The organism is Kitasatospora sp. NPDC001539 (genome assembly GCF_040298565.1).
Classification (GTDB): Bacteria; Actinomycetota; Actinomycetes; order Streptomycetales; family Streptomycetaceae; genus Kitasatospora.
In genome coordinates this window covers 1-17,050 of the sequence record NZ_JBEPAK010000082.1, presented here as the reverse complement: position 1 = coordinate 17,050, position 17,050 = coordinate 1, and the positions used below count along the sequence as shown (strand labels likewise).

Below are 17,050 nucleotides of genomic sequence, written 5' to 3'. Positions count from 1 at the left end.
GCACCCCTCGGCCCCACCCCCTCGACCTCGACGCGGACCGGGCCGGCTTCGCGGCCGGTCCGCCGGCCGAGGCCGCGGCCGCTCCCCCCGGCGAGGAGCCGGAGCAGGACGGCGACGAGACCCCCGAGCCCCGCCGCTCCTTCCTGGTCCGCACCGCCTCGGCCGCCGGTCTGCGCACCGGCAAGCTGGTGCGCTACGCCGGCCGCCGGATCCGCCGGGCCACCTCCGCCGAGGGCGCCGGCGAGTCCGGCCTCGCCAAGCTGATCGAGCTGCACGCGCTGAACTCCTTCGGCGACATGCTGATCACCATCGCGCTGGCCTCCACCATCTTCTTCTCGGTCCCCACCGGCCAGGCGCGCGGCCGGGTCGCCCTCTACCTGCTGATCACCATGGCGCCGTTCGCCCTGCTCGCGCCCGTGATCGGCCCGCTGCTGGACCGCATCCCGCACGGCCGCCGGGCGGCCATGGCGATGTCGATGCTCGCCCGGGCGGTGCTGGCCTGGACGATGGCCGGGGTGATCTCCGGCGGCGGCATCGCGCTCTACCCGGAGGCGCTGGGCGTGCTGGTGGCCTCCAAGGCGTACGGGGTGGTGCGCAGCGTCGTGGTGCCCCGGCTGCTGCCGCGCCGGCTGTCGCTGGTGAAGGCGAACTCACGGGTGACCCTGGCCGGGCTGCTGGCCACCGGCGTGGCGGCCGGGGTGGGCGGGCTGCTGCACCTGCTCGGGCCGGGCTGGCCGCTGCGCGGCGCCTTCCTGGTGTTCGTGATCGGCACCCTGATGGCGTTCCACCTGCCGCACGAGGTCGACTCGGCGAAGGGGGAGCAGCGGGCCGTCCTGCACGCCGAGGTGCACGGTGAGGGCTCGCACCTGATCCACCACAAGGCGCCGAAGGTGAAGGCCTCGCTGCGCACCGTCGGCCCCTCGGTGGTGCTGGCGCTGCGGGCGATGGCGGCGATGCGCTGGCTGGTCGGCTTCCTGGTGTTCTTCCTGGCCTTCCTGCTGCGCACCGATCCGATCGGCGGGCTGCAGCCGACGCTGGCGCTGGGTCTGGTGGCGGCGGCGGCCGGGACGGGCAACGCGCTGGGCTCGGTGCTGGGCTCCTGGCTGCGCACCCGCGGCCCGGAGGCGACGGTCACCGCGATGCTGCTGGTGGCGGCCTGCGTGACGGCGGCGGCCGCGCTCTGGTACGGCGTGGTGACGGTCATCCTGGTCGCGGGGCTGTCGGGGATGGCGGCCTCGCTGGGCAAGCTGGCGCTGGACGCGCTGATCCAGCGGGACGTCCCGGAGGCGGTGCGGACCTCGGCCTTCGCCCGCTCGGAGACGCTGATGCAGCTGTCCTGGGTGGCGGGCGGCGGGGTGGGCATCGTGCTGCCGCTGAACGGGGTGCTGGGCCTGTCGATCGCGGCGGCGGTGGTCGGCCTGATGCTGCTGTGGACGGTCCACTCGCTGCTGCGGCTGGGCCTGCGCCGGCACCCGACGGCTCCCCGGGTGGCCTGACCGGGCCTGGCCGGGGCCCGGCCTGGCTCCGACCGGGTCGGTGCGGGCCGGTGCGGGGGCGGTGCGGGCCGGTACGGCAACACGCGGTCGCCGACCCCCGCGTAGCGTGATCGGCCGGGCCCGGTAGATTCTGACGCATGAGCCTCAATGCCCGTGCCATCGCCGCCATCGGCGCCGTCGTCGTGGTCGGCGCCGCCACGGTGGGCACCTCCGTCGCGATCGCCGCCAACCAGACCGAGCACAACACCCACCGTGCCACCCTGACCGTCGGCAACTCCTCGATGACCATCGACCCGCTCTGCTGGAACGGCGGCAGCCCGCTCAGCGAGGAGCAGCAGCAGCAGTGCCAGGACACGGCCACCAACGCGCTCAAGGCCGGCACCCTCCCGTCGTCCGACGTGACCCCGAGCGACCAGGTCGGCGTCGGCGTCAGCCCGAACGTGGCCGACGCCGGCTGGTGGGCCTTCACCAACGGCGGCTCGACCACCCAGGGCGGCCGCTACAGCCTCTTCTCGTACGCCAAGGGCCCGACCTTCTCCGGTTCCCAGCAGGCCGCCAAGGTGCTGAACGCCAGCGGCAAGACCGTGGTCACCGTGGTCGAGGGCGACAAGAACTCGGACAACCCGATCGCCGTCTGGTACTTCCAGCTGAACACCCAGGACAGCTGACGGTCCTGCGATGACCGCGCACGTCCTGGACGCGCACCCCGAGCAGTCGGGCCCCGACCGGGCCCGGCTGCTCGTCGTCGTCGCGGTGCCCGCCGAGGCCGAGGCCGTCCTGCGCGGCCTGCCCGGCGGATCCGCCGCCCTGCCGCTGCCGGGGGGCGTGCTGCACCGCGCCGACGGCGCGCCGGTGGACGTGCTGGCCGCCGGGGTCGGTCCGGCCGCCGCCGCCGCTGCCGCCTCCGCCGCGCTGGCCGCCGGCCGGTACGGGCTGGTCGCCTCGGCCGGCATCGCCGGGGGCTTCGCCCCGCACGCCCCGGTCGGCGCCACCGTGGTGGCCGACGCGATCGTGGCCGCGGACCTCGGTGCCGAGACCCCCGAGGGCTTCGCCGACGTCACCGAGCTGGGCTTCGGCACCGTGCGGCACACCCCCGCCCCCGGCGCCGTCGCGCTGGCCGCCAAGGCCCTGGGCGCGGCCGCCGGCGAGGTCGTGACCGGCCCGGTGCTGACCGTCTCCACCGTGACCGGCAGCGCCCGACGGGCCGCCGAACTGGCCGCCCGCCACCCGGGCGCCGCCGCCGAGGCGATGGAGGGCTTCGGCGTGGCCGAGGCCGCCGCCCGGTACGGCGTCCCGGTCTTCGAACTGCGGACGGTGTCCAACCCGGTGGGCCCGCGCGACCGCACCGCCTGGCGGATCGGCGAGGCGCTGGCCGCGCTGGAGCGGGCCTTCGCCGCACTGCCCGTCCCCGAACTGATCGAGGAGGCCGGCCGTGGCTGAACGGCTGAGCATCGCGTACTCGCCCTGCCCGAACGACACCTTCGTCTTCCACGCCTGGGCGCACGGCCGGGTGCCCGGGGCGGACGCCCCGGAGGTGACCTTCGCCGACATCGACGTCACCAACGGCCTGGCCGAGCGCGGCGAGCTGGACGTGCTGAAGATCAGCTACGGCGCGCTGCCGTGGGTCCTGGACGAGTACGCCCTGCTGCCCTGCGGCGGCGCGCTCGGACGCGGCTGCGGCCCGCTGGTGCTCACCAGGCCGGGTGTGGACTCGCCCGCGGAGCTCGCCGGGCGGACGGTGGCGGTGCCGTCCGAGCGCTCCACCGCCTACCTGCTGTTCCGGCTCTGGGCGGCCGGGGCGGTGCCGGGCGGTTTCGGTGAGATCGTCGTCCTGCCGTTCCACGAGATCATGCCCGCCGTCCGGGACGGCCGGGTGGACGCCGGCCTGGTGATCCACGAGGCCCGCTTCACCTACCACCGGTACGGCCTGCACAGCCTGGCCGACATGGGCGAGGCCTGGGAGCGGGAGACCGGCCTGCCGATCCCGCTCGGCGCGATCGTCGCCCGGCGCTCGCTGGGTCCGGAGCGGCTGCGCGGACTCGCGGAGACGATCCGCACCTCCGTCCGGCAGGCCTGGGCCGATCCGGCGGCCAGCCGCGCCTACGTGCTGGCGCACGCCCAGGAGATGGACCCGGCGGTCGCCGACCAGCACATCGGGCTGTACGTGAACGAGTTCACCGCCGACCTCGGCGAGGAGGGCTACGAGGCCGTCCGCGCGCTGCTCACCCGGGCCGCCGCGGAGGGGCTGGTGCCCCCGCTCGACCCGGGTGCGCTCGCGTTCGGGTAGTCCCGGCCGGTTCCCGGGCCGGACGGTGGCCCCGGGGACCCTCAGACGTCGAACTGGTCGGCCACCGCGCGCAGCAGGCCGGCCAGCTTCTGGCCGGTGGGCTTGGCCGGGTAGCGGCCCCGCTGGAGGCCGGGCAGCACCGCGTCCAGCGTGGTGATCAGGTCCTGGACGATCGGCGCCATGTCGTCGGCGCTCCGGCGCTGGGCCGCTGCCACCGAGGGCAGCGCGTCCAGCAGCTGCACGGCCATCGCCTGGTCCCCGCGGTGGCCGGCGACCACGCCGAACTCGACCCGCTGGCCCGGCTTCAGCACGGTGACACCGGCGGGCAGCGCCTTGGTGTGGACGAAGACGTCGCCACCGTCGTCGCGCGACAGGAAGCCGAAGCCCTTCGTCTCGTTGAACCACTTGACCTGGCCGGTGGGCATCTCGAACAGTCCTCGAATGGGTGTGAGGGATCCCGGCCCTGGCCGGGGATCGCTGGGTGGTGTGGGAAGAAGGACGGCCGACCTCGGCTCGGCGCCCGCGGGCGCTCATGGTCAGCACGGTGTCAGGAGCAGACTAACCGTCCGTCACTGCCTCATCCGCGTTCCGCGAGGGATCGGCGCTCCAGGCCCCGCCCGGGGCATCGGGGGCGCGGGGATCTCACGGTCGCGGGCGACCCGGTACTGGCACGGCCGGGGCGGCGCTCTGCGCGGTCCATCGGCTCACACCCCCGGGTCTGAGGACACGGGACGCACCTGTAGCGCCCCTCGGCACCCCGTGCATACCCCCGCCCAGCAGGGATCAAAACGCATCGCTGCCGGGAAACTGCGCAACGTGACCGTCCCGCTCCGGTGGGCGGCTCCGGCGGCCGCTCTGCCAGACTGGGTGCGTCCAGTGCCGTCCCGGAGGAGTGAGCAGACGTGAGCAGCCAGAGCACCGACCCCGGCGACGTGTACGTCAGGGCCGGGACGGTCGTCTTCGCCCTCGGCGCGCTCGCCACCCTGATCACCTTCGTCCCGCTGTTCCTGCACCTGACGCCGCTGCCGACGGCCATGTACTGGCTGAGCATGCTGATGCCGGCCGGCTTCCTGGCCGCGCTGACCGGCCTGTTCGTCAACGCCCGGGCGCAGCGCCGCCGGGTCGGGCCGTAGCGGACCCGTTCGCCGCGAGGTGCCCGTCGAGCCACTCCGGGAAGCCGGTGAGGTCCGTGAGCACCACGTCCGCCCCGGCGGCCCGCAGCTCGTCGGCGCCGTACGGGCCGGTGGCCACGCCGACCGCGACGGCCCGCGCGTGGCGGGCGCCCAGGACGTCGCCGAGGTGGTCGCCGACGTAGATGCTCGCGCCCTGCTCGCGCAGTGCCTCGCCCTTGGTCTCCGCCCAGAGGTCGCCGATCACGGTGTCCGCCTCCAGCCCGGCGTGCTCCAGGTGGAGCAGGGCGTTCGGCTCGTACTTGCCGGTGATCACCGCGACCCGGCCGCCGTGGGTGCGGACGGCCGCGAGGGCGGCGTGCGCGCCGGGCAGCGCCGTGGTGGGGGCGAAGGCGTGGTCGCGGTAGAGCGTGCGGTAGCGGCGGGCGATCTCGTCCAGGTGTTCGGCCGGGAACCAGTTGCGCAGCTCGTCGAGCAGCGGCGGGCCGAGCCGGGTCACGGCCAGGTCGGCGTCGATGTAGGTGCCGGTCTCGGCGGAGAGCGCCCGGTAGGTCGCGTGGATGCCCGGACGGGTGTCCAGCAGCGTCATGTCGAGGTCGAAGCCGACGGTGAGCGGGGTGGTGCAGGTCGCGGGCATGCCGTCAGGCTACCCAAGGCGCACCGGCGGTGACGAGGTGATTTGCCCGCGCTCCGACGCGGACCTAGGTTGGCCCGAGCTGTCCGCGGGGAGGGCTCATGACCGGCACCACCGCACCACCGCAGGGGCGGCGCGCGCCCCGGCGCCGCATGCTGTGGCTCGCCGCCGCACTGGCCGTGCTGGCCGTCGCGGTGCTGCTGAGCCTGGCGGTCGGCAGCCGCACCGTCCCGTTGCCGCGGACCCTGGACGCGCTGCTGCACGGCGGTGACGGCGCCGACGCCGTGGTCGTCCGGCAGCTGCGGCTGCCGCGGACGGTCGTCGGGCTGGCGGTCGGCGCGGCGCTCGGCCTGGCCGGGGCCGTGACGCAGGGCCTGACCCGCAACCCGATCGCCGACCCGGGCATCCTCGGCGTCTCCCAGGGCGCGGCGGCGGGCGTGGTGGTCGCGATCTCCGCCTTCGGGGTCTCCTCGCTCACCGGGTACGTGTGGTTCGGCTTCGCGGGGGCGGTGGCCGCCACCGTGCTGGTCCACGGCCTGGCCGGGCGCGGCCGGGGCGGGGTGACGCCGGTCGGGCTGGCGCTGGCCGGCTCGGCGGTGTCCGCCTTCATCGCCTCGCTCGACACCCTGGTGCTGACCACGGACGCGGCCACCACGGAGCAGTTCCGCTTCTGGCACGTCGGCTCGCTCTCCGGGCGGACGGCGGACGTCGCCTGGCAGCTGCTGCCGTTCCTGGCGGTCGGCGCCGTGCTGGTGGTGGCGGTGGCCCGCGGCCTGGACGCGCTGGCGCTCGGCGAGGACACCGCGAGGGGCCTGGGCGCCAGGACCGGCCTGGTCCGCGCGGTCGGCGCGGTCGGCGCCACCGTCCTGACCGGCTCCGCGGTCGCGGCCGCCGGGCCGATCGCCTTCGTCGGCCTCGCCGTCCCGCACGCCGCCCGCGCGGTGGCCGGGGCCGACCACCGCTGGGTGCTCGCCTTCTCCGCCGTCCTCGGGCCGGCCCTGCTGCTGCTCGCGGACACCCTGGGCCGGGTGCTCTTCCCGCCGTCGGAGGTCCCGGCCGGGGTGATGACGGCCCTGGTGGGGGTGCCGGTGCTGGTGGCCCTGGTCCGCCGGCGGAAGGTGGTGGCGGCATGACGCCGGCGCCGCCGCGCGGCTCCTCGGCGCCCTCCCGGGTGCCCCTGCGCGGGTACGCGGTGGTCCGGGCCGGGCGCGCGTCCTTCCTGCTGCACCGGCGCTCCGCGGCCGTCGCCCTCGGGCTGCTGCTCGCGCTGGCCGGGGCGGTGGTCGCCGCGCTGTGCCTGGGCGAGTCGGCCGTCTCCCCCGGCGAGGTGGTCAGGGTGCTGCTCGGGCGGCCGAGCCCGGACGAGCTGGTGGTCGGCGAGTTCCGGCTGCCCCGGGTGGTGGTCGGGCTGCTGGCCGGGGCGGCGCTCGGGCTGGCCGGGGCACTGGTCCAGACCGTCGCCCGCAATCCGCTGGCCAGCCCGGACGTGGTGGGCGTGACCTGGGGCGCCACGGCGACGGTCGTCGGTCTGACGGCGTACGGGGTGGTCGGCTCGGCCGACCGGGCGCCGTACGCGGCGGTCGGCGGCGGGCTGCTGGCCGGGCTGCTGGTGTACGGGCTGGCGTGGCGGCGCGGGCTGCACGCCCAGCGCTTCGTGCTGATCGGCATCGGGATCAGCGTCGCCCTGTCCTCGCTCACCTCGGTGTTCCTCACCAGGGGCGACGGCTTCCAGGCGCAGGCCGCGACGGTCTGGATGACCGGCAGCCTGGACGGCGCCGGCTACGACCAGGCCGGCCGGCTGGCCTGGGTGCTGGCGGCCGCCCTGCCGGTGGCGCTGTGGGCCGCGCGCGCCCAGCGGTCGATCTCCTTCGACGACGCCACCGCCGTCGGCCTCGGCCTGCGGCTGGGCCGGATCCGGCTGGGCATGGCGCTGCTGGGCATCGTGCTGGCCTCCTGCGCCGCGGGGGCCGCCGGGCCGGTGGACTTCGTCGCGCTGATGGCCCCGCAGATCGCGCTCCGGCTGGCCCGTTCGGTGCAGGTCCCGCTGTTCTGCTCGGCGTTGGCCGGCGCACTGGTCGTGGTCCTCGCCGACCTGCTGGCCCGGCGGCTGCTCGCGCCGACCGAGCTGCCGGTGGGCGTGGTGACCGGCCTGGTCGGCGCGCCGTACCTGATGTGGCTGTTGACCCGTTCCCGCCGTGGAGGCGCCTGATGACCGCTGGGACCCACCGCCTGGAGGCCCGGGGCCTCACCCTGGCCTACGAGGCGCGCACGGTGGTCGAGGGCCTGGACGTCCGCGTCCCCGACGGCCGGGTGACAGTGATCGTCGGCCCGAACGCCTGCGGCAAGTCGACGCTGCTGCGGGCCCTCGGCCGGCTGCTGAAGCCCGTCCGGGGCGCGGTGCTGCTGGACGGCGAGGAGCTGGCGCGGATCCCGACCAGGCGGATCGCCCAGCGGCTCGGCCTGCTGCCGCAGTCGCCGACCGCGCCGGAGGGCATCTCGGTGGCGGACCTGGTCTCCCGGGGCCGGCAGCCGCACCAGAGCTGGTGGCGGCAGTGGTCGGCGGAGGACGAGGCGGCGGTCGCGGAGGCGCTGGAGCGCACCTCCACCACGGAGCTGGCCGAGCGCAGCATGGACGAGCTGTCGGGCGGGCAGCGCCAGCGGGCCTGGATCGCGATGGCGCTGGCCCAGGGCACGGACATCCTGCTGCTGGACGAGCCGACCACCTACCTGGACATCGCCCACCAGGTGGAGGTGCTGGACCTGGTCCGCCGGCTGAACGTCGAACGCGGCCGGACGGTCGTCGCCGTGCTGCACGACCTCAACCAGGCGGCGCGGTACGCCGACCACCTGGTGGCGATGCGGGACGGCCGGGTGGTGGCGCAGGGCGCGCCCGGGGAGGTGGTGACGGCGGGGCTGGTGCGGGAGGTGTTCGGGCTGGACTCGGTGGTGGTGCCGGATCCGGTGACGGGCACGCCGCTGGTCGTCCCGGGCGCGCCGTGGGCGGCGTCGGCGGAAGCGGCGACGGCGGAAGCGGCGGACGCGTAGGCGGCGCAGGTGCAGGCGCGCAGGCGGCACAGGCGCAGGTGTCGCCGACGGCCGCCGTGCAGGGGCTCAGACGCGGGCGTGAGCGGGAGCCTGACGGAATTCCGGCCCCCATTTCGGACATAATCGACCCCGCTCCCGCCCGTAGCCGTGCCGCCTTCGCCGGAGGACCCGCCGATGCCCCGGATCGCCCGCCGTACGTTCCTCGCCGGCCTCGGCGGGGCCGCGCTCACGGCGTGCTCCTCCGGACGGTCGGCGCCGCCGGTGGCCGACAACCTCCCGGCGAGCGGAACGCCCTCCCCGACCCCGGCCCCGCCCGTCACGGTGAACGCCGCGACCGGCCCGGTGGTCGTCCCGGGCGAGCCGCAGCGGGTGGTGGTGCTGGACACCGATGTGCTCGACTCCGCGCTGACGCTCGGCATCACCCCGGTCGGCGCGGCGCTCCCGGGCGCCGACACCCGCTACCCGGACTACTGGCCCGCCTCCCGCACGGCGGGCATCCGGATGGTCGGCCCGGCCGGCGCCCCCGACCTCGCCGCCGTGCGGGCCCTGCGACCGGATCTGATCCTCTCCAACCAGGCCCGCGACGGCGACCGGTACGCGCAGCTGAGCGAGCTGGCCCCGACCGTGCTCACCCAGACCACCGGGGCCCCCTGGAAGGCCGACTTCCAGCTGCACGCCCAGGCGTTGAGCCGGGTCGCGGCGGCCGCGGCCTTCGTCGGCGCGTACCAGAAGCACGCCGGGCAGGTGGCGCAGGCGCTGTCGGCGGCGAGGCTGTCGGGACGCCGGGTGAGCCTGGTGCGGTTCACCGAGGGCGGCGGCATCCGGCTGTACGGGCGGCAGAGCTTCCCCGGGACGGTGCTCGCCGACGCCCAGGTGGGGCGGCCGGACGCGCAGAACGTCGACCAGTCGGACTTCGAGATCCCGCTGGACCAGATCGCCAAGGCCGACGGCGACCTCCTGCTGTACGCGACGTACGGGGATCCGGCGCGGGCGGGCGCCGACGCGGCGCTGGCCAGCCCCGGTTGGCAGGCGCTGGGGGCGGTCAGGGCGCATCGGGCCTTCCCGGTGGACGACCAGCTGTGGTTCCAGGGAATCGGGTACACCGGTGCCAACTTCATGCTGGACGAGTTGCAGCGCTTCCTCGGGGCGTAGCCCGACTGCCGGGCATCGTCGGTCCACTGACGACATGTCGACTCGCCGAGGTTGTGCAGCGGAGCGGTGATTCCGCCACAATGGGCCGCCGATCACAACAATTCGCCCCGGGGGACACCACCATGTCAACTGCCGTAGCTCCGACCGCCCCTGCTCGGAAGGGGAAGGCCGCCGCACTCGGCTGGCTGATCAGCATCGCGTTCAACGTGGTCGCGCCGATCATGATCTACAACCAGCTGCACGACCACGGCTACAGCGAGGCCACCGCCATCCTGCTGTCCGGCCTCGGCCCCGTCGTCGACAGCGTCATCTACCTGGCCTGGCACCGCCGGATCGACGAGTTCGCCGTCGTCTCGCTGGCCTTCGTCGCCCTCACCCTGGTCGTCTCGCTGATCGGCCCGACCGACCCGAAGATGCTGCTGGCCAAGGACTCCTTCATCTCGGGCCTGCTGGGCGTGCTCTACCTCGTCTCGCTGGCCGCGCCGAAGCCGATCATGTTCTACTTCGGCCGCAAGTTCGCCACCGACGGCACGCCCGAGATGATCGCCTGGTGGAACTCGATGTGGCAGTACGAGGGCTTCCGGCGGGTCCAGCGCAACCTGACCGTCGTGTGGGGCATCGCCTTCGTCCTGGAGGCCGCGCTGCGGATCGTGTTCGTCTACACCCTCTCGCACGGCACGGTGGTGACGATCAACAACATCCTTCCGTACGCGGTGATCGGCGGGCTGGTCTACTTCACGATGACCTACGCCAAGCGGGCCAGCGCCCGGGGCCGGGCCGCCGCCGAGGCGGCCGCCGCGGCTGCCGCAGCCGCCTGATTCAGCGCGAACCCGCGTAGTGGGCGGGCGGGACGCCGACGGCCGCGGTGAAGTCCCGGGTCAGATGGGCCTGGTCGGCGTAGCCGAGCTCCACGGCGAGCGCCGCCAGGTCCAACCCGCCCGCCCGCGCGGCCCGTTCGGCGGCCTCGTGCAGCCGGGCCCGCCGCAGCACCCACTTCGGTGGGGCGCCGACGTACTCCGAGAACAGCCGCTGGAGGCTGCGGACGGTCACGCCGAGCTCGCGGGCCAGCTCGTCCACCCGGCACAGGCCGGGTGAGGCGGTGATCCGCTCGACGACGGCGGCGGCCTCCTCGGCCGCCGGGTCGGGAGCGGGCAGCCGGGGGCGGAGGAACTCGTCGACGAGCGCCGCGTACGAGTCGGCGACCGGTTCGGTGGCGGTGGCGCGTCCAGCAGCCGGTTCGGCGGCGGGCTCGGCGCCCGGCTCACCGAGGATCCGGGCGTTCAGCCGGTCCACCTCGGCGCCGAAGTACGTGGCGGCGGGGACGGACCGGTCCGCGAGGGCGCTCACCGGGTGCCCGGCGAAGGACCGGAAGGCGCCGGGGCGGAACTTCGCCCCCAGGGCGTGCCCGACACCCTCCAGGCGCCGGACGAAGAGCGCGCGGTCCACCCCGTAGACCCGGGGCCGCGGCGCCTCGAAGACCAGGTGCACGTTCGGGTGGGCGAGCACCTTCTGCTCGTACGGAGGCCGGCCGGACAGGTCCCAGCGCACCAGCCAGTAGCACTCCACGAACCGTGCCACGGCGGGCTCGGGCGCCAGCCGCTGCACGCTGATCAGCTCGGCGGCCCGGGCCGGGTGGAGCACCCCGCGGCCGAGACCGGCATCGGGCTCACGGCCGGACTCACGGCCCGCGGACGTGGGCGCGGGCTCGGGGCGCTCGGGCACGGGCTCGGGCAGGTGCATGGCCACCAGGCTAGTCGTCGCATTTCTTCAAGACGCGCCCGCACCGGCCGGGGCAGGCTGGTGCCATGAACGCTCACCCGATGCACCCCTTCCTGACCCGGGCCGCCTCCGCCGCAGCCGAGGTCGCCGCCGCCGTCCCGGCCGGGCAGCGGTTGGACGCGCCGACGCCCTGTCCGGAGTTCGACCTGCGCGCGCTGATCAACCACTGGGTGCTCTACACCTCGCACGGCCTGGAGCACCGTGCCCGGCGCGTCGAACTGCCCGAGGAGCTCAGCGCGCGTGACTTCACGGCGGACTCCGACTGGCGCTCCGCGTACGCGGCCCAACTGGAACGGGCGGTGGCGGCCTGGGCCGAGCCGGACGCCTGGGAGGGCGACATCGACCTCGGCGGCTCCCCCGTACCGGCGGTCGGGATCGCCCGGATGCTGGTCCTGGAGCTGCTGCTGCACGGCTGGGACGTCGCCCGGGCCGTCGGCGGGGAGATCGCCGTCGACGACGAACTCGCCCGGCTGACCCTGGAGATCGTCGAGGAGAACGCCGCGTTGTACCGGCAGTACGCGGGCTTCGCCGGCGTCGTGGCCGTGCCGGACGACGCCCCGGCGTGGGACCGTGCGCTGGCCGCTTCGGGTCGCGACCCGCAGTGGAAGGCCTGAGGCCCGGGAGGCGTCAGGAGAGCCGTCAGGAACTGCCGAGCGCGGTCCGCAACTTGGAGCGCAGCAGGCGGACCGCCGGGGACTGCTGGTCGCGGCGGGCGATCAGGCCCAGGCGGGCGTTCGTGGTGGCGTCGGCGAGCGGCACGGCCCGCAGCCCTGACCCGTCGACGGAGGACGGGCTGAGCACGGCGACACCCGCGCCGCGCTCGGCGAGGCGCAGCACGGCCGCCGGGGAGCTGGCCTCGATGTCCACGCGGGGAGCGAGGCCCAGCCGGGCGCAGGAGCGGTCGTAGGCGGCGCGCAGGCCGGTGCCCCGGGAGAGGCAGAGGATCTTCTCGCCACTCAGGTCCGACAGCTTCAGGCCGGGCCGGTCGAGGGGGTGCCCGACCGGCACCACGGCGGCGATGGGATCGTCCACCACCACGCCGACCTCCAAGCCGGGGGCGATCTCGCCCGCGTAGCCGATCAGCGCGAGGTCGAGGGCGCCGGCGAGGACCTGGGCCTGCAGCACCTCCGAGTGGTTTTCGTGCAGGCTCAGCTCGATGCCGGGGTGGGTGCGGCCGAGGTCCGCGACGGTGTCCAGGAACGGCGGGATCGAACAGCCCATGATCATGCCCAGTCGGACCCGCCCGCGCACCGCGTCGGCGAACTCGGCGGCGGTGTGGCGGATCGCGTCCAGGGTGGCCAGCGCGTTCTTGGCGAGCGGGAGGATCGCCTCCCCGGCGGGAGTGAGCCGGACCCGGCGGCCCGAGCGCTCCAGCAGCGTCTGACCCAACTCCCTTTCCAGCTTGGCTATCTGGGTGCTGATGCCGGACTGGCTGACGTGCAGGCGACCGGCAGCCGCAGTGAACGAACCCTCGTCGACCACGGCGGCGAAGTAGCGCAGCTGGTGCATCTCCATGACCGGTGACCATATTCGACGGCCGGTGCCCGGGTTCGGCCGGAGGCCGCGTGCGGCTCGTCCGGCTCCGGCGGGCCGGGCCGTCACCGCCCGGGAGCGGTGGCGACCCGGCGGGGGCGGTCACCGACGACGGTTCACCGAGAACGGCTCACCGGCGACGGTCCTCGCCCCGGATTCCCTTGCCCCGTAGCCGTTGCTGGTCCTCGGCGGAGAGTTCGGCCTCGATGCGCTCCTTGCGCACCTGGCCGCTCACGGTCTGCTCGTCGACGTGTTCCTCGGTCACCAGCCGCACGCGTTCGACCGGCACGGCCTCGGTGTGCACGACGGGGCGCTCCGCGTGCAGGGTGACCTCGTGCTCGGCCTCCGAGATGGGCTCGCCCGCCAGGGCCGCGTCCCGGTTGGCCTCGGTGATGGGTTCGCGCTCGATGCGGGCTTCCTCGTGGCGCACCGGGACGGTCTGCTGCTGCTCCTCCGTGACGACGTACTTGTGCAGCTTGGCGTGGCCCGACTCGTACCGCTCGACACCGACGCGCATCTGCTCCTCGGAGCGGGTCATGGCGTCGTCCTCGCCCCGGCGGGCGCCGGTACGGCCGGCGGCGGTCCGGCCGGCGGCGGTCCGGCCGGCGGCGGCGCCGGCAGCGGTGCCGGCGGTGGTACCGGCGGCGGTCTGGCGTCCGGCGTGGGCCCAGCCGCCCTCACCGGGCTGGTTGGCGGCTCTCCAGGCCTCGTCCCAGGCGATGCCGTAGTGCCGGCACAGGCGGCGTTCCTCCCGCTCGGAGAGGTGGCCGCCGTCCTCGACGGTTACCAGTGGTGCGTCCTTGACCTTGTCCTTGAGGTACGGGACCTGGATGTGATCGTCGACGACCCGGGCGTCGCGGATCGGGACGAACGACTCGCTGGTTCCGAACCAGCCGGTCTTGATGCTCACCCACTCCGGCTTGCCGGTGGCGTCGGAGAGGAACACGTGGTCCGCCTTGCCGATCTTGCTGTCCTCCGCGTCGTGGACCGGGTGGTGCAGCATCGAGCGGGCTTGCTGTTCGGTGATCATCGACTTCACGCCTCCTTCACACTTCGACTGCTGAGCGCCTTGCCCGGCAGGGTCGGCCGAAACCGCATCACCTGACATTTACTCAGCGTGAAAGCGTGCGTGAGCTGCGGCGATGACGGTCGGTAGCGTCGAGCGGGGGCGTCAGCGAGACCCCGCGCGTCGACCACCGGAACCGACACGGCGCGTCACTGCCGGAGCGGGCGGCGATGCCCGCTCGGGCGTTCGGCGTTCACCGGATGTCACCTCGAACCATCGGTATGGGTGATGGGACCGATCGGATCCATCTGTTGGACGGATGGATCCGGCGTCGGGAGGATGGACGCATGACGACGAAGAGGACTGCACGCGAGCTGGCCGAGACCTACTTCACCGCCTGGGAGGCGGGCGACTTCGACACCCTCCGCGGCCTGCTGGCCGACGACGTCGACTTCGTCGGCGCGCTGGGCACGGCGTCGGGGGTCGAGGAGGCGCTGGGCGGGTTGAGGGGCCTCGGACAGGTACTGGAGAAGATCGACGTGAAGGTACGGGTGGCGGAAGGAGACGAGGTGATCACCTGGTTCGAGCTGCACACCCGCATCGCGCCGCCGGCGCCGACGGCGAACTGGATGCACGTGGAGAACGGGAAGATCGCCCGGATCCGGGTGACCTTCGACCCGCGCGGACTGCTGGCGGGCTTCGAGGCGAAGGGCTGAGCGGGGCGGGCGGAACTGGGGCGGGCGGAACAGGGGCGGGCGGAACAGGGGCGGGCAGAGCAGGAGGGCCGTGATCGCCGGGGGCGGTGACGGCCCTCTTCGGCTGTTCGCGCTCAGGACTCCTCGTCGGGCGGGGCCGCCCGGAGGGCGGTGATGACGCCCAGGGCGACCGTGGCGATCGCGAGGGCGAGGAGGACCGCGAAGGCGGTCGCGATCAGGAATCGCACGGGGCGGGTTTCTCGGCGTCGAGGAGGAGGGTGAGGAGGTTGAGGAGCGTCGAGGCCGGGGCGGTGTTGAAGCGGATGAGGATCCGGCCGTCGATGGTCCTGTCGGTGCTCGCGGAGGGGAAGAGCAGGCCGAACTTCTTGCCGCGCTCCTGGAGTTCGGCGAGGAGCGTGCGGATGTGGTCCTCGGTGTAGTAGCGGATCCGGGGGTCGGTCGGCTTCATGGGGCGGCGGCGCGGGAGGGTCATCAGGCGGCGTCCAGCTCGAACCAGACCGACTTGCCGCGCTCCTGCGGGTCGACGCCCCAGCGGCTGGTGAGGCCGGCGACGAGCTGGAGGCCCCGGCCGGATTCCGCGAGGGGGGAAGGGGTTCGGGGGTCGGGAGGACGGGGCTCTCGTCGGAGACGGAGACCCGAAGGGTCCGGCCGAGGAAGAGGATCTGGACGATGGGGGCGGGCGTGCGCCCGTGCCGCCAGGCGTTGACCAGGAGCTCGCCAAGGGCGAGTTCGGCGTCGAAGGTGCAGGAGGGGTGCCAGCCGGAGCGGATCATCGCGTCCCGCAGGGACTGGCGGGTGAGGGCGAAAGAGGGCGTGTTGAGGTGACGCATGGGAGTACTCCCGGGCGTGATGGGGTGTGGAGATCCGGCGGGCATATGTCGCCGTGAGCCAGGCCAGGCAGATGGGCATGGCTGCTCTGCGGCGCCTGCGACCAGGCGTTACTGACGACCCGTCGGATCGAGGTGAGAACGACCATAGCGCAGCGCGGTGGATAATTTTCCCCCATCCTTGGAACATCCCCCTATCGTGGTATCGGTAGACCGACGCTCAGCCCGCGCGGCAGACTTGACCCGACTACGCCCTCGGAAGGAAGCCATGCCGCCACGCGCCAACCCGACACTCCGCCAACGCAGGTTTGGCACCGAGCTACGGAGGATGCGCGAGCAGGCCGGCTTCGGCGGGTCCGAACTCGGCCGCCTCGTCGGGATGAATCCCGCCCAGGTCACTCAGATGGAATCCGGGCGGATCGGCATCAGCGCGGACCGCCTTCGCACGATCGCCGCCGCATGCAACTGCGCCAATCGCCCTCTGATCGATGCCCTCGCCGAGATCGTCGCGGAGCGTGGACGGGGCTGGTGGGAGGAGTACCGCGAAGTCCTGACGACAGACTTCCTCGAGGTGGCGGAGATCGAACACCACGCGAAGGCGCTCGCCGTCTGCACCACCACCTACATTCCTGGTCTGCTCCAAACCGGTACCTACGCATCTGCGGTCTTCGCTCGGATCTATCCACCGCTGCCCCGCAAGGACATCGACGTCAGAACAGCCTTCCGCGTCCAGCGGCAGCAAGTGATCCGCTCTGGAAAGATCCCCCTACGCGCATTTATCCATGAAGCAGCTCTGCGAATGCAGTTTGGCGGTCCTCGCGTCCTCGCAGACCAGCTCGATGCCTTGGTCGAGGATTCGATGGAGAACGGGATCTCAATCAGAGTCGTACCGTTCGATGTCGACACCTACCCGGGCGCTGGCGAGAACGTGACCTTCGCCGAGGGACCGGTTCCCGAGCTGGACACGGTCCAGATGGATGTCTCGCAAGGCACGTTGTTCTTCGACGCTCCTGCAGACCTGGCCAAGCATCGAGCCATCTTCGCCCGCATGGCCTCCACTGCGCTTTCCGAGGACGGGTCGCGAGACTTCATCCGATCCATCAAGAAAGAATTGGAAGCCAAGTATGCGTAGCACCGAGTGGCAGAAGTCGACCTACAGCGCCGCAAATAATGAGTGCATCGAGGTGCGGACGAACGCTGCGGCGGTCGAACTGCGCGAGTCCGACGAAGGCCACCTCATCCTCCGCACCACCCAAGCCGCCCTCGCCGCGCTCCTCCGCGGCATCAAGGCCGGCGAATTCGACCACCACGCCTGACACCCCTGACACCCCGCCCCGGAGTGGGAAGTCGGCGCGTGAAGGACTTCCCGGACCGGGCCGAGTGGGACCGCGCGCTGACCGCCTCCGTCGCCGGACACGAGCCGGACCTGGTGGTCACGGCCGGCT

20 protein-coding genes and 2 pseudogenes are annotated in these 17,050 nt (G+C 73.7%); 15 read left to right on the top strand and 7 right to left on the bottom strand.

The genetic code is table 11. From position 1 onward, the window contains the following. The first annotated feature begins 143 nt into the window (after positions 1–143). The 4 genes from ABT247_RS15475 (at position 144) to ABT247_RS15460 (ending at position 3,783) form a co-directional block, all read left to right on the top strand. Entirely contained in the window at positions 144–1,496 is a 1,353-nt protein-coding gene (locus ABT247_RS15475; protein WP_502892452.1) for an MFS transporter, read from the top strand. Between the two features lie 137 nt (positions 1,497–1,633). Next, positions 1,634–2,164, top strand: coding sequence for a hypothetical protein (locus ABT247_RS15470; protein ID WP_350742961.1), 531 nt, complete (start codon positions 1,634–1,636; stop codon positions 2,162–2,164). Between the two features lie 10 nt (positions 2,165–2,174). Then, positions 2,175–2,936 (top strand): futalosine hydrolase, encoded by a 762-nt coding sequence (locus ABT247_RS15465; RefSeq protein WP_350742959.1) that lies wholly within the window; start codon positions 2,175–2,177, stop codon positions 2,934–2,936. Continuing rightward, on the top strand, positions 2,929–3,783 hold the full coding sequence (locus ABT247_RS15460; protein ID WP_350742957.1) for a menaquinone biosynthesis family protein: 855 nt from the start codon (positions 2,929–2,931) through the stop codon (positions 3,781–3,783). The genes ABT247_RS15465 and ABT247_RS15460 overlap by 8 nt, the downstream gene beginning before the upstream one ends. A gap of 41 nt (positions 3,784–3,824) precedes the next feature. Here the strand turns inward: ABT247_RS15460 and ABT247_RS15455 are convergent, their stop codons facing one another. Further along, positions 3,825–4,208, bottom strand: coding sequence for a cold-shock protein (locus ABT247_RS15455; RefSeq protein WP_030289703.1), 384 nt, complete (start codon positions 4,206–4,208; stop codon positions 3,825–3,827). Positions 4,209–4,685: 477 nt separating this feature from the next. Between ABT247_RS15455 and ABT247_RS15450 the strand changes: the two genes are divergently transcribed. Further along, the gene (locus ABT247_RS15450) at positions 4,686–4,916 is read left to right on the top strand and encodes a hypothetical protein (protein WP_350742942.1); all 231 of its coding nucleotides are present in this window, start codon (positions 4,686–4,688) and stop codon (positions 4,914–4,916) included. Here the strand turns inward: ABT247_RS15450 and ABT247_RS15445 are convergent. Then, on the bottom strand, positions 4,879–5,550 hold the full coding sequence (locus ABT247_RS15445; protein WP_350742940.1) for an HAD family hydrolase: 672 nt from the start codon (positions 5,548–5,550) through the stop codon (positions 4,879–4,881). The genes ABT247_RS15450 and ABT247_RS15445 overlap by 38 nt on opposite strands. Positions 5,551–5,648: 98 nt before the next feature. Between ABT247_RS15445 and ABT247_RS15440 the strand changes: the two genes are divergently transcribed. The 5 genes from ABT247_RS15440 (at position 5,649) to ABT247_RS15420 (ending at position 10,562) form a co-directional block, all read left to right on the top strand. Further along, positions 5,649–6,680, top strand: a complete 1,032-nt coding sequence (locus ABT247_RS15440) for a FecCD family ABC transporter permease (protein WP_350742938.1) — start codon at positions 5,649–5,651, stop codon at positions 6,678–6,680. Further along, positions 6,677–7,756, top strand: coding sequence for a FecCD family ABC transporter permease (locus tag ABT247_RS15435; RefSeq protein ID WP_350742936.1), 1,080 nt, complete (start codon positions 6,677–6,679; stop codon positions 7,754–7,756). The genes ABT247_RS15440 and ABT247_RS15435 overlap by 4 nt, the downstream gene beginning before the upstream one ends. Beyond that, entirely contained in the window at positions 7,756–8,592 is an 837-nt protein-coding gene (locus ABT247_RS15430) for an ABC transporter ATP-binding protein (protein ID WP_350742934.1), read from the top strand. The genes ABT247_RS15435 and ABT247_RS15430 overlap by 1 nt, the downstream gene beginning before the upstream one ends. A 174-nt stretch (positions 8,593–8,766) precedes the next feature. After that, on the top strand, positions 8,767–9,744 hold the full coding sequence (locus tag ABT247_RS15425; RefSeq protein WP_350742932.1) for an ABC transporter substrate-binding protein: 978 nt from the start codon (positions 8,767–8,769) through the stop codon (positions 9,742–9,744). A 122-nt stretch (positions 9,745–9,866) separates the two neighbouring features. Next, a complete protein-coding gene (locus ABT247_RS15420) occupies positions 9,867–10,562 on the top strand; it encodes a VC0807 family protein (protein WP_350742930.1) in 696 nt (231 codons plus the stop codon). A 1-nt stretch (position 10,563) separates the two neighbouring features. Here ABT247_RS15420 and ABT247_RS15415 read toward each other — a convergent pair whose 3' ends face one another. After that, the gene (locus ABT247_RS15415) at positions 10,564–11,484 is read right to left on the bottom strand and encodes an AraC family transcriptional regulator (RefSeq protein ID WP_350742928.1); all 921 of its coding nucleotides are present in this window, start codon (positions 11,482–11,484) and stop codon (positions 10,564–10,566) included. Between the two features lie 65 nt (positions 11,485–11,549). Between ABT247_RS15415 and ABT247_RS15410 the strand changes: the two genes are divergently transcribed. After that, positions 11,550–12,137 (top strand): TIGR03086 family metal-binding protein, encoded by a 588-nt coding sequence (locus tag ABT247_RS15410; RefSeq protein WP_350742926.1) that lies wholly within the window; start codon positions 11,550–11,552, stop codon positions 12,135–12,137. A gap of 25 nt (positions 12,138–12,162) precedes the next feature. Here the strand turns inward: ABT247_RS15410 and ABT247_RS15405 are convergent, their stop codons facing one another. Both ABT247_RS15405 and ABT247_RS15400 read right to left on the bottom strand, forming a co-directional pair. Further along, positions 12,163–13,038, bottom strand: coding sequence for a LysR family transcriptional regulator (locus ABT247_RS15405; RefSeq protein ID WP_350742924.1), 876 nt, complete (start codon positions 13,036–13,038; stop codon positions 12,163–12,165). 148 nt (positions 13,039–13,186) lie between these two features. After that, on the bottom strand, positions 13,187–14,086 hold the full coding sequence (locus tag ABT247_RS15400; RefSeq protein WP_350742922.1) for a PRC and DUF2382 domain-containing protein: 900 nt from the start codon (positions 14,084–14,086) through the stop codon (positions 13,187–13,189). Between the two features lie 323 nt (positions 14,087–14,409). Between ABT247_RS15400 and ABT247_RS15395 the strand changes: the two genes are divergently transcribed. Next, complete coding sequence (locus tag ABT247_RS15395) at positions 14,410–14,778, top strand: nuclear transport factor 2 family protein (RefSeq protein ID WP_350742920.1); 369 nt, start codon at positions 14,410–14,412, stop codon at positions 14,776–14,778. A 214-nt stretch (positions 14,779–14,992) separates the two neighbouring features. Here ABT247_RS15395 and ABT247_RS15390 read toward each other — a convergent pair whose 3' ends face one another. Further along, on the bottom strand, positions 14,993–15,250 hold the full coding sequence (locus tag ABT247_RS15390; protein ID WP_350742918.1) for a hypothetical protein: 258 nt from the start codon (positions 15,248–15,250) through the stop codon (positions 14,993–14,995). A 97-nt stretch (positions 15,251–15,347) separates the two neighbouring features. Continuing rightward, a pseudogene (locus ABT247_RS15385) lies at positions 15,348–15,608 on the bottom strand (ATP-binding protein); the annotation flags it as partial. Positions 15,609–15,873: 265 nt separating this feature from the next. Between ABT247_RS15385 and ABT247_RS15380 the strand changes: the two are divergent. The 3 genes and pseudogenes from ABT247_RS15380 to ABT247_RS15370 form a co-directional block, all read left to right on the top strand. After that, complete coding sequence (locus ABT247_RS15380) at positions 15,874–16,737, top strand: helix-turn-helix domain-containing protein (protein WP_350742916.1); 864 nt, start codon at positions 15,874–15,876, stop codon at positions 16,735–16,737. Continuing rightward, positions 16,730–16,921: a DUF397 domain-containing protein gene (locus ABT247_RS15375; protein WP_350742914.1), complete on the top strand. Its 192-nt coding sequence runs from the start codon at positions 16,730–16,732 to the stop codon at positions 16,919–16,921. The genes ABT247_RS15380 and ABT247_RS15375 overlap by 8 nt, the downstream gene beginning before the upstream one ends. A 35-nt stretch (positions 16,922–16,956) precedes the next feature. Further along, positions 16,957–17,050: pseudogene (locus ABT247_RS15370) on the top strand (phosphoribosylglycinamide formyltransferase); the annotation flags it as partial.

Bases quoted from the DNA above. Each gene is read 5' to 3' on its own strand.
- ABT247_RS15375 (WP_350742914.1), top strand. From the start codon at position 16,730: ATGCGTAGCACCGAGTGGCAGAAGTCGACCTACAGCGCCGCAAATAAT.
- ABT247_RS15465 (WP_350742959.1), top strand. From the start codon at position 2,175: ATGACCGCGCACGTCCTGGACGCGCACCCCGAGCAGTCGGGCCCCGAC.
- ABT247_RS15420 (WP_350742930.1), top strand. From the start codon at position 9,867: ATGTCAACTGCCGTAGCTCCGACCGCCCCTGCTCGGAAGGGGAAGGCC.
- ABT247_RS15380 (WP_350742916.1), top strand. From the start codon at position 15,874: ATGCCGCCACGCGCCAACCCGACACTCCGCCAACGCAGGTTTGGCACC.
- ABT247_RS15390 (WP_350742918.1), bottom strand. From the start codon at position 15,250: ATGACCCTCCCGCGCCGCCGCCCCATGAAGCCGACCGACCCCCGGATC.
- ABT247_RS15470 (WP_350742961.1), top strand. From the start codon at position 1,634: ATGAGCCTCAATGCCCGTGCCATCGCCGCCATCGGCGCCGTCGTCGTG.
- ABT247_RS15455 (WP_030289703.1), bottom strand. From the start codon at position 4,208: ATGCCCACCGGCCAGGTCAAGTGGTTCAACGAGACGAAGGGCTTCGGC.
- ABT247_RS15425 (WP_350742932.1), top strand. From the start codon at position 8,767: ATGCCCCGGATCGCCCGCCGTACGTTCCTCGCCGGCCTCGGCGGGGCC.
- ABT247_RS15400 (WP_350742922.1), bottom strand. From the start codon at position 14,086: ATGATCACCGAACAGCAAGCCCGCTCGATGCTGCACCACCCGGTCCAC.
- ABT247_RS15445 (WP_350742940.1), bottom strand. From the start codon at position 5,550: ATGCCCGCGACCTGCACCACCCCGCTCACCGTCGGCTTCGACCTCGAC.
- ABT247_RS15430 (WP_350742934.1), top strand. From the start codon at position 7,756: ATGACCGCTGGGACCCACCGCCTGGAGGCCCGGGGCCTCACCCTGGCC.
- ABT247_RS15410 (WP_350742926.1), top strand. From the start codon at position 11,550: ATGAACGCTCACCCGATGCACCCCTTCCTGACCCGGGCCGCCTCCGCC.
- ABT247_RS15395 (WP_350742920.1), top strand. From the start codon at position 14,410: ATGACGACGAAGAGGACTGCACGCGAGCTGGCCGAGACCTACTTCACC.
- ABT247_RS15435 (WP_350742936.1), top strand. From the start codon at position 6,677: ATGACGCCGGCGCCGCCGCGCGGCTCCTCGGCGCCCTCCCGGGTGCCC.
- ABT247_RS15440 (WP_350742938.1), top strand. From the start codon at position 5,649: ATGACCGGCACCACCGCACCACCGCAGGGGCGGCGCGCGCCCCGGCGC.
- ABT247_RS15405 (WP_350742924.1), bottom strand. From the start codon at position 13,038: ATGGAGATGCACCAGCTGCGCTACTTCGCCGCCGTGGTCGACGAGGGT.
- ABT247_RS15415 (WP_350742928.1), bottom strand. From the start codon at position 11,484: ATGCACCTGCCCGAGCCCGTGCCCGAGCGCCCCGAGCCCGCGCCCACG.